Annotated in this window: 10 protein-coding genes and 1 pseudogene; 4 read left to right on the forward strand and 7 right to left on the reverse strand. The window is 62.5% G+C overall.

The annotated features are described in order from the left end of the window. Positions 1-228 precede the first annotated feature (228 nt). Both EGJ86_RS25100 and EGJ86_RS14130 read right to left on the reverse strand, forming a co-directional pair. The gene (locus EGJ86_RS25100) at positions 229-402 is read right to left on the reverse strand and encodes a hypothetical protein (RefSeq protein ID WP_177432841.1); all 174 of its coding nucleotides are present in this window, start codon (positions 400-402) and stop codon (positions 229-231) included. A 219-nt stretch (positions 403-621) separates the two neighbouring features. Then, positions 622-1,578: a GlxA family transcriptional regulator gene (locus EGJ86_RS14130; RefSeq protein WP_256672444.1), complete on the reverse strand. Its 957-nt coding sequence runs from the start codon at positions 1,576-1,578 to the stop codon at positions 622-624. Between the two features lie 99 nt (positions 1,579-1,677). On the opposite strand from EGJ86_RS14130, the gene EGJ86_RS14135 reads away from it, so the two are divergent. After that, positions 1,678-2,445, forward strand: a complete 768-nt coding sequence (locus tag EGJ86_RS14135) for an MBL fold metallo-hydrolase (RefSeq protein ID WP_125835525.1) — start codon at positions 1,678-1,680, stop codon at positions 2,443-2,445. Positions 2,446-2,459: 14 nt separating this feature from the next. On the opposite strand, the gene EGJ86_RS14140 is transcribed toward EGJ86_RS14135, so the two are convergent. Together EGJ86_RS14140 and EGJ86_RS14145 are read right to left on the reverse strand one after the other, a co-directional pair. Beyond that, a complete protein-coding gene (locus tag EGJ86_RS14140) occupies positions 2,460-3,695 on the reverse strand; it encodes an NADH:flavin oxidoreductase/NADH oxidase family protein (protein ID WP_106734523.1) in 1,236 nt (411 codons plus the stop codon). A 192-nt stretch (positions 3,696-3,887) separates the two neighbouring features. Continuing rightward, positions 3,888-4,325, reverse strand: a complete 438-nt coding sequence (locus tag EGJ86_RS14145) for a MerR family transcriptional regulator (protein ID WP_106734524.1) — start codon at positions 4,323-4,325, stop codon at positions 3,888-3,890. Between the two features lie 159 nt (positions 4,326-4,484). Here EGJ86_RS14145 and EGJ86_RS14150 point away from each other — a divergent pair, with 159 nt between their 5' ends. Together EGJ86_RS14150 and EGJ86_RS14155 are read left to right on the forward strand one after the other, a co-directional pair. Further along, positions 4,485-5,219, forward strand: a complete 735-nt coding sequence (locus EGJ86_RS14150) for an ABC transporter substrate-binding protein (protein WP_106734534.1) — start codon at positions 4,485-4,487, stop codon at positions 5,217-5,219. A gap of 256 nt (positions 5,220-5,475) precedes the next feature. Beyond that, positions 5,476-5,961 (forward strand): hypothetical protein, encoded by a 486-nt coding sequence (locus tag EGJ86_RS14155; protein ID WP_125835526.1) that lies wholly within the window; start codon positions 5,476-5,478, stop codon positions 5,959-5,961. A gap of 47 nt (positions 5,962-6,008) precedes the next feature. On the opposite strand, the gene EGJ86_RS14160 is transcribed toward EGJ86_RS14155, so the two are convergent. Continuing rightward, positions 6,009-7,214, reverse strand: a complete 1,206-nt coding sequence (locus EGJ86_RS14160) for a YbfB/YjiJ family MFS transporter (protein WP_125835527.1) — start codon at positions 7,212-7,214, stop codon at positions 6,009-6,011. A 127-nt stretch (positions 7,215-7,341) separates the two neighbouring features. Here EGJ86_RS14160 and EGJ86_RS14165 point away from each other — a divergent pair, with 127 nt between their 5' ends. Further along, entirely contained in the window at positions 7,342-8,208 is an 867-nt protein-coding gene (locus tag EGJ86_RS14165; protein WP_125835528.1) for a LysR family transcriptional regulator, read from the forward strand. A gap of 22 nt (positions 8,209-8,230) precedes the next feature. On the opposite strand, the pseudogene EGJ86_RS14170 reads toward EGJ86_RS14165, so the two are convergent. Together EGJ86_RS14170 and EGJ86_RS14175 are read right to left on the reverse strand one after the other, a co-directional pair. After that, positions 8,231-8,710: pseudogene (locus EGJ86_RS14170) on the reverse strand (VOC family protein). 78 nt (positions 8,711-8,788) lie between these two features. Next, positions 8,789-9,544: a hypothetical protein gene (locus EGJ86_RS14175; RefSeq protein WP_256672445.1), complete on the reverse strand. Its 756-nt coding sequence runs from the start codon at positions 9,542-9,544 to the stop codon at positions 8,789-8,791. Positions 9,545-9,640 lie beyond the last annotated feature (96 nt).

Below are 9,640 nucleotides of genomic sequence, written 5' to 3' on the forward strand. Positions count from 1 at the left end.
GCATCGCAGTTGTTACTGCCGCGCGAATTGCCGCGGTACGCACCTGAACGCTCGAGGTTCTGGCAACGCATGGTGCGGCGTTTGCGTGATTGGCCGTTGAGGGATTGGCGAGGTTTGCGGGTTGCTGAAGGGGCGGCTTCGGTGGCTCGGGTGAGGGCGCAGGCTGCGCTGGGCTGAGCGCTTGCTTGAAGCTGTTGCCGTTTCGATCGAAACGGCAACAGCCTCTGCTTATCCTTGCGGCTGCGCGTCTTCCAGCGCTTTGCGGTAGGCATCGGCTTCGTCCTGAGACGGGAAGATACCAACCAGCTCTCCATTCTGAATCACATCCCAGGCCATCAACCCCATGGCACGGGCTTCACGGGAAAGATGTTCGCTGTCACGTTCGTGCACGATCACGTTCATGCTTGTCTCCTCGTAATACGAATGCGGCTAAATGTCGCAGTTCGTTTATACGCCTCGTTAGCAAGCTTATTAAACCGGGGATTTTGCAAAGGACTGTTCCTTTAATGCAACGAACAACGTGATTTTCGTTTGGTCGTTTCCTCTCCGGGACGTTTTGAATTATTTTGAAATATTTGGCGGTGATCTGGCACCGAAAACACTGTTTCCGGTCACCCTGAATTACTGACGCCCATACTGCTGGCGATATTGCGCAGGTGTCAGCCCGGTCAGGGCCTTGAACATACGCCGCAGATTGGCCGGGCTACTGAAACCCAGTTCAGCGCTCAAGGTACTTAGCGGCGACGAGGTCATGGCCAGGCGTTCGCTGAGTTGGTAGAGCTTGATGCGCCGCGCATAGCTCGCTACTGGCTCTCCGGTTTGCGCGCTTACCTTGCACGCCAGGGTGCGCTCGGACATCGCCAGTTTGTCGGCCAGCGCCTGCACCGTGAGTTGCTCGGCAGGCGTTTGCTCGATCAGTGCATGCAGGCGGCGTAATAGGCCTACGGGCTGCTGCATCAGGCTGGCGCCCTGAAACGCACTGTGCGGGACGGCCGGACGGGGCAGCACCATAAGCTGACTGATGTCCCTGAAGGACTGCTCACTGAGGTGTCGCTCGATCACCTCCTGAGCGATGGGCAGGTAGCCGTTCACCCCGGATGCAGTGGCTACGCTCAGGGCGAACACGCAACTGCTCTCGCTCTGCCAGCGCACCCGCGCGAAGCGTTCACGCATCGCATCCGCCAGCCACCAGGTCACCGTTGCCGCCTGGCCGTTCAAACGGCCGCTGGCCGCAAGCAGGCCAACGCCGGTGCAGTAACTCCATAGCTGCACGCGTTTACCGACGGACGACAGCGCTTTTATCAGCGCGACATTGTCAGCCAGCACTGCCTCTGCCTGCTCCGCCGACTCGGCCCAGAAGCCCGGAATCAGCAAGGCGTCGAATTCACGCGGATCGAGCGCGGCGCTCGCCTGCAGACTCATCCCATGGGCGCATGCCACCGGCCCGGCCCGCTGGGCGATATAGCGAGCCTCGAACAGTTGTCGTCCACTTCGGCGATTGGCCGCATGCAGCAGATCGGCGAAGGCGAATAGCCCGGCCGGCATGCAATCGGGATACAGCAGCAAACCAATGCGCATGAGTGGATGGCCTGAAATGAATCTAAGATGTCCAATACTGCCATTATTGCCCTGAAGCCGGATAGGCAGCATGGAACCCTCAGAACTCGAGGGCTTTTCATGAAGATTCAGCAGCTGCGTAACGCCACCATCATCGTCGAGTTCGGCCAGCACCGCGTTCTGGTCGACCCCATGTTGGCTCGCCAAGGCGCCTTGCCACCGCTGCGATTGTTCGGCGCCCGTCAGCGTAATCCGCTGGTCGAGCTGCCAGTCAGTGCTCACGCTGCGCTGGAGTCGGTCACCCACTGCCTGATCACTCATTGCCAGAAAGGCCATTTCGATCACCTGGATCGTGCCGGCGTGAGGTGGCTGCGCGAACGCAAGATTCCGGTGATCTGCACGCCACATGATGTGGACTACCTAGCGCAGATCGGCCTGAACGTCCGGCCGCTATTGCCCGAACATGAATTCCCCGGTCCGTTTCTTGGCGGGCTTATCCGCACCATCCGCTGCACCCATGGCCGGGGTCTGGTGGGGCGCCTGATGGAGCACGGTGTGGGTTTTCTGATCGAAATGCCGGGTGAGCCAAGCCTTTATCTGGCCGGCGATACCTTGCTCACCGACGAGGTACGCGCCTGTGTACGCGAGCACCGTCCAGCCATCAGCGTGGTACCGGCAGGCGGGGCGCGCTTCGACCTGGGTGGCGACATCATCATGGGTGTCGACGAGGTGATCGAGTTCGCCCGCTTGAGTGGCAAGGTAGTCATTGCCAATCACCTGGAAGCCATCAGCCACTGCCCGGTCAGCCGCTTGGCGTTGGCCGAGGCTGCTAGCCACGCGCAAGTCGAGCTACTGATTCCGCAGGATGGCGAGGTGCTGGAATTCTGAGTGGTGGGGCGTAGTCACCGCGCCTGTCGCCGCGCCATCCGACGGCGATATTGGCGAGTACGGAAGAGGTCTTTCACCTGCTGCGTCACCAGCGTCCACAAGGGTGATACGCCGGGCTGGGAGTCCCGGCCCTGACTGAGCTGGTGCAGCTGGTACTTCACCACCGCCATGTTCGCCAGCGAGGCCAGCACCTTGTTGTTCCAAGTGATCGGCGGCAGCTGGGGAGCGCTGCCGAGGCCGAGCTGCCAGTCACGCGGCAGGTTCGGGTCGATGGCCAGGGCCGTGCCGATGCCGACCATCTCGATGCCGCTATCCAGCACCTGTTGTGCAACCGGTGCACGGCGGATACCGCCGGTGACCATGACTGGCATGCTCGCCACCGCACGAATCTCACGGGCGAATTCAAGGAAGTAGGCTTCGCGCGCCAGGGTGCGCCCATCGCGGGCCTGGCCCTGCATGGCCGGCGCTTCGTAGCTGCCACCGGACAGTTCGACCAGATCCACATTCAGTCCATTGAGCAGGCATACCACCTGCTGCGCGTCCTCGGCGCTGAAGCCGCCGCGCTGGAAGTCTGCCGAGTTGAGCTTCACTGCTACGGCGAAGCCCGGCGACACCACGGCACGCACCGCCTTGACAATCTCCAGCAGCAGGCGCGCGCGGTTTTCCAGCGAGCCGCCCCATTGGTCGTTGCGCTGGTTGGTCAGTGGCGACAGGAACTGGCTGAGCAGATAGCCGTGCGCCGCGTGGATTTCCACGCCCGTGAAGCCGGCCTGCTCGCCCAATTGCGCGGTGCGGGTGAAGCGTTCGATCACGTCCTGAATCACCGCCGGGGTCATTTCCTGCGGCGTGGCGAAACGCTTGGACAGGTTTCCCAGCTCCAGCGCTACGGCCGAAGGCGCCCAGGTTGGCTGGCCAAGGTTGGACTGCATCTGCCGGCCGGGATGATTGATCTGCAACCAGAACTGCGCCCCTTTGCCGCGGCCGATGCGTGCCCAGCGTTCGAAACGGGCCAGTTGCGCGTCGTCTTCCAGCACCACGCCGCCGGGACCGGTCATGGCGCGGCTGTCGACCATCACGTTGCCGCTGATCAGCAGACCTGCTCCACCGTCGGCCCAGGCCTGGTAGAGGCGAATCAGGTGCTCGGACGGTGCGTGGTCGGCATCCGCCATGTTCTCTTCCATGGCCGCCTTGGCGATGCGGTTGGGAATGGTCGAGCCGTTGGGCAGGGCAAGGGGATCGAACAGGTTCATGGGCGCTTTCTCGACTGAAGGTGCAGCGACCTTAACTTTAAAGCTCACTTTAATGTCAATGGGTTTCGCACGCGACGTCGAAGCGTGGCCGCGCCGCCAACGCTTTTCGTAGGAGCCGGCTTGCCGGCGATGCTTTGTGCTTTCAAGCAGATCGCCAGCAAGCTGGCTCCTACAGATGTAGCGAGCACTCGCTTATTTCTTCGTGCGCTTGGGCGCCTCGCTCGGCTCACCCAGATTCATCTTCGATAGCACCCGCCTGGCGTTGGCGGCGCAGTCGATATCGTCCGGTTTGCTTTCAATTTCGTCGATCAATGCCAGCAGGTGCGTCTTGCTCTGCGCCAGGCGCTGTTCCAGTGCCTCGATGTCTTGCACTTTTGCTTGCAGGGTGTCGAGCAGCTTGCCGTGTTGCCATTGCGTCAGATCCTGCGGCAGCAGGGTGCGCAACTCGTCCAGGCTGAAGCCGGCTTGCTGGGCGGTGGTGATCAGGTTGAGCACCATCACGGCTTGCTCCGGGTAGCTGCGATAGCCGTTGGCCTGGCGCTCCACCAGCTTGAGCAGGCCGATGCTTTCGTAGAAGCGAATGCGCGAGGCCGCAAGGCCTGTGCGTTGCGCCAGTTCGCCGATCTTCATCTGGGTATATCTCGGTGGCAGGAGCGTTGTGAGCTCAAGGTTAACTTTAACCTTCGGCTTTGGCCATGAGGCTGCAACACCGGCATAACGTCTATGCTTGCCGAGCCCCCCCTGATCAGAGCCGCTCTTAAACTGCATCCCCTCCAGCAGGTACAACCCGTGAAGCACTCGATACTCATCGCCGCGCTGCTCTGCCTGCTGATGGGGGCGCTTGCCAGAGCCGAGACGTATCAGCTCGTCACCGAGGAATGGGCACCCTACAACTACCGGGAGAACGAGCACATCACCGGCATGGCCACGGAGGTGGTGCGAGCCATCATGGCGCTGACCGGCGACGACTTCGAGATTAGAATGAGGCCCAGCATGCGTGCCTCTCGTGTACTGCAGACTCAGCCCAGAACCATCATGTACTCGATGTTTCGCACGCCAGAGCGCGAGTCCTTGTTCAAGTGGGTCGGGCCCATCGCCGAGGAATCCATCTACCCCTACCAGTTGGCCATTGCAGCGCAGCCGATCCACACCCTGGAGCAGTTGCTGCACACCCCACGTATAACCACCCGGCACGCCGGCCTGGTGCCAACGATGTTGGCTTCGATGGGGTTCGACAACCTCGACACGAGCGCAACGGAGAGTGAGCAGCTCTACCGCATGCTGTTGGCCGGGCGTACCGAGGTAATCATCGGCGACACCGACGCAGGCGTGGCCTATTACAGTCGCCAGCTGGGTATCGCCCCGGGCTCTCTCAGGCGGGTGCCCATCGAGCTGTACCGCTCCTCGCTGTATATCGCCTTCAGCCGCGATAGCGACGATGCGCTGGTCGTGGCCTGGGCCAAGGCGCTTGAGCATCTGCGTGAAACGGGTGAGCTGGAGCGCATTCATGGTAACTATCGCTAACCTCTAAGCCCTGAGCGGTGGCCAGACATTCGGCCACTGTCAGCTGCTCGGCGAAACCGCCGTGCCCATTAGGGCCAGAGTGCGATAGCCGCCGACCAGTCTCGCCTCGTACAGGTATAGCCATGAGCATGAGCATGAGCATGAGCATGAGCATGAGCATGAGCATTTTCCGACAGCGAGGAGCGAGACTGCATACAATGAGCGCCTGATCATTCCAGGCCATCAACATGGCTGCTGCGACCAAGGAACCCGCCCCATGGCCTCCCCAGACAAACAGAAGAAACGCGCCCAACGGGCCAAGACCAAGGCCAAGCAGAACCGCATGGGCAAGCCCAAGGCGCAGGCCAATGTCGTCCACCCGATTCTCGCCAACCCGCTGATCAACGAGCCGTTCGATGATGTCGAGCTCGACCTGAGTACCTTCGATTTCAAGGACATCGAGGAAAACGGCTTCGACCCCGCGCACTTCGATGATCTGTTCCAGGCGATGAAAGCCGGCGAGGGCATCAGCCTGCTCGCCCTGTGCCTGATATTCCTGCAATACCCGGTGCTGGAACTGGTGGTCGCCGAGGAGTCGGAAGAGGCTGCGACCGATTTCATGATGGGCCTGCTGATCGTCTACCGCGGTATCTTCCACGATGAGGACGAAGACGCCGCGATCGCCTGGATCGGCAGCGACGTCTTCCAGAATGCCTACAACGAAGCGTCGCTGATTCTGCAGAAGAAGAAAGCCTCACGCTGAGCGCCCCTCGTTTGCTCTCTCGGCCCTGTATCGCTCAGGGCCAGTCGCTAACCACTCATCCCGGCCCGCTGACGTGTTGCATCTCGGCTGCCTAGCAGTGCCGGTAGTTCGAGCAGCAAGGCCAGCAGCACCGCGCCAATCGCGACTGTGAACAGCAGGCGATAGTCCTCCTGACTGGCGGAAAATAGCGCCGAATAGGCATAGCCGGCCAGCGCCTGGAAGGTGGCGAAGGAGATGGTGGCGCGGCTCCAGGTGGCGTTCTGCCGGGCATGGCCCTCCACCAGTTGATGCACGCGCGCCAACGCCAGCGGCACGATGCCGGGTGGGAAGGTGCCGATCACCAGTACGGCGGCGCCGAGCACATGCAGGTCACGACTTTCCACCAGTACGGCAAGGGCCATGGCCTGTATCAGCAGGACTAGGCGTATCGCGGCGCGGGCACCCAGGTGGTCGGCCAAGTAGCCGTATACCACCGGGCCGACGATGGCACCGACGCCATATAGCGTCCAGATCAACGCACCGCTGTGGCTCCCTGCGCCCAGACCGCGACTGATGTAATCGACTAGAAACATCATCGGTGCCACCAGGCTGGTCGCCATCAGCGCGTACTGCGCGAACAGCAAACGCACGCCACCTGCGCTCTGCGCTGGTGCATGCGGGTTGGTGGGTTGTGGAGCGTGGGCGAGGTCGTCTGGCCAGCCGCGCCAGCTGCTCAGCGTCAGCAGCAGGGCGATAACGGCCAGGCCGATCCAGGTGGTTGCCAGGCCTTGAGCCAGCAGTACCGGCACCAGTGTGCCGGAGCCGGCGATGCCCAGGCCCAGACCGAGGAAGATCGCGCCGCTGGCCAGCCCGCGTCGACCTGCTGCGACATGCGGCAGGATGCTGCTGGCGGCCAGCACCATGATCACGCCACCGGCGATGCCCGAGAGCAAACGCCAGGAGAAGAACCAGGCCACCGACAGCGGCCAGGCGCAGGCGAGAAACGCCAGGCTGACCAGTAGCATCATCGCCCGCAATACGCCGGCGCTGGAATGACGCGCGGCCAGCGGCCGGCCGATCAGCGCACCGATGAGATAGCCGGCCAGGTTGGCGGCGCCCAGATAGACCACCGCCGATGCGGAAAACCAGTGCGCCTCGATCAGCGATGGGATCAACGGGGTGTAGGCGAAGCGGGCCAGGCCGATGCCCACCAGGCTGGCGCACAGACCAGCCCAGATCGGCATCCACAGCGAGCCCTGTGTGTGGCTGTTCATGATCGTCCCCTGAGCGTCCGGCGGACGCCATCGAATGAGATGGCACGATCATAGGAGGCTTGACTGAAGAAATAACGCAGCGTTATTAACGTTCACTAATGCAAAAATGCATCAGAGAGAGCCAGCGATGAACTGGGACGACGCCCGCGTATTTCTTGCCCTGTGCCGTGAACAGACCTTGCGCGGTGCGGCTCGTGTACTGGCCGTGGATCAAGCCACGGTCGGCCGCCGGCTCGCTTCGCTGGAGCAGTCCCTCGATGCCACCCTGTTTCTGCGCACGTCAGCCGGCTACAGCCTGACCAGCGCGGGAGAGCAGGCGATGAAGGCGGCGCAGGACATGGAGGCAGCGGCAGCCGATCTGCAGCGCCGCATTCTCGGCATGGACGAGCGCATGAGCGGTGAAGTGCGCATCACCACCACCGACTCCTTCGCCGTCGACTTCATCATGCCGGCCATTGCTGCGCTGCGCCTCGAACACCCTGGCATCGAGGTCAAGCTGCATGCTTCAACGCAATTGCTCAATCTCAACAAGCGCGAGGCAGATATCGCCGTGCGCAACCTCAAACCGGACAACCCCGAGCTGATCGTGCGTCGGCTCGCTCGTTGGAGCAGCGCCGCCTTCGCCTCGGCGGACTATGTCGCCGCGCGCGGCATACCCGAGCCAGGCGATGCCTTCGCCGGTCACGACCTGGTGCTCTATCAGCCCTATCTGGACAGTGGGCGCGAGGTCACGCTTGGCGCCGAGCCTATCACCCACGGGCGTATCGCCATGACCTGTACCTCGAGCTTGATGGTGCGCCGCGCCCTGGCTGCCGGCATCGGCATTGGCGAGGTGCCGCTGCCTCTGGGCCTGCGCGACGGTCTGGTGCGGTTGTGGGCGGATCGTGAACACGCGCCCTATGACATCTGGCTGGTCACCCATCGAGACGTGCGCCACACCGCGCGGGTTCGCGCGGTGATCGATGCCATCGTCGCTGCCTTCGGTGCGCTTTGACGGCACGCCTCGCGTGTAGGCATCAGCCCTTGAGCGCCGCCTCGATCCTGGCGATGTCGATCTTGCTCATGGTCATCATCGCCTCGAAGGCGCGCTTGGCCGCCGCGCGGTCGGGGTTGGCGATTGCAGCGCTGAGGATGCGCGGGGTGATCTGCCAGGAGATGCCCCATTTGTCCTTGCACCAGCCGCACTCACTGGCCTGGCCGCCGTTGTCGATGATTGCGTGCCACAGGCGATCCGTCTCTGCCTGATCGTCGGTGGCGACCTGAAACGAGAACGCCTCGTTGTGCTGGAACACCGGGCCGCCGTTGAGGCCCAGGCAGGGGATGCCCATTACACTGAACTCCACCGTCAGCACATCGCCCTGCTGGCCAGAAGGATAATCGCCGGGCGCATGGTGGACCGCCAGCACGGCGCTATCGGGAAAGGTCTTGGCATAGAAAGTTGCAGCCTCCAGCGCGTCGCGGTCGTATCAGAGGCAGATGGTGTTCTTGCTGGTCATCCCGAGTCTCCCACCGTGGGTTGAGACTCAGAAGTCTAGACGGCCGCGTGGCGCTGGCTTGTTCTTGCCTGTTCGTCGTTACGGCTGCGGCTCTCTTGTCCAGAACATCGAGAACTGATCGAACGGATAGCGCTTGCCGTCGTAGGGAACGGTGGTGCTGACCCTGCGTAGCACCGGCTCCTGCCAGCCTGCACGAACTTGAGCGGTTACCACCAGGTCGGCGTAGCCATGGGCTTGCTTCGGCCCAAGGCCCAGCGTCAGGTCGGCTCGCTCCGATTGGAAGTCACTGTCCGTGACACAGGACGTGCCCTTTACCGTCGTCCACGAGTACAGATAGGTGGCAAACACCGGCCTCAGCCGAGGCCCGTCCGGCACCATCAGCGTCAGCAGGTCATTGGCGCCGGCATCCGGACAGCTCGCCCCGCGCGCGACACTGCGCACCACCACACCGAAGGCGCGCACGCCTGGTGCAAGGTGATAGCGCGCGGTATCCAGCCAAAGACTGTTTGCATCGATTTCCAGCGCGGCATCTTCGCCAAGGTAGTCGTCATGACGTTCGCGCAATTGCCCGCTTTGCGTGTCCACCTTCGCCACCAGCCAGTTGAGATTGCGCTCGCCCGCTGGCGTGTCGTCCTCGGCATCACGATAAGCCAGGGTCACCACGGACAACGCCGGATCATCCGGCCAGGGCTTGCAGGCAGCCGCCACCAGTGGCCCGTCGCCACGCCCATCAGGGGGCGTCCACCCGCGCTGCCCCAACTGGGTGGCCAGTGAGTCCAGTAATCCAGCGTCGCAAGACTGTGGCTGGCGTGTATCGGCATGCGCGAGAGGCAACAGGCAGAGTGCCAAGGCGGAGGGTGTACGAATTTTTGTGTAACCGACTCATGAGCGACACTGTCGCTCCGAACCGGAGACACCATGAGCAAGACG

It is taken from the genome of Pseudomonas sp. o96-267 (assembly GCF_003935465.1).
Lineage (GTDB): Bacteria > Pseudomonadota > Gammaproteobacteria > Pseudomonadales > Pseudomonadaceae > Aquipseudomonas > Aquipseudomonas sediminis.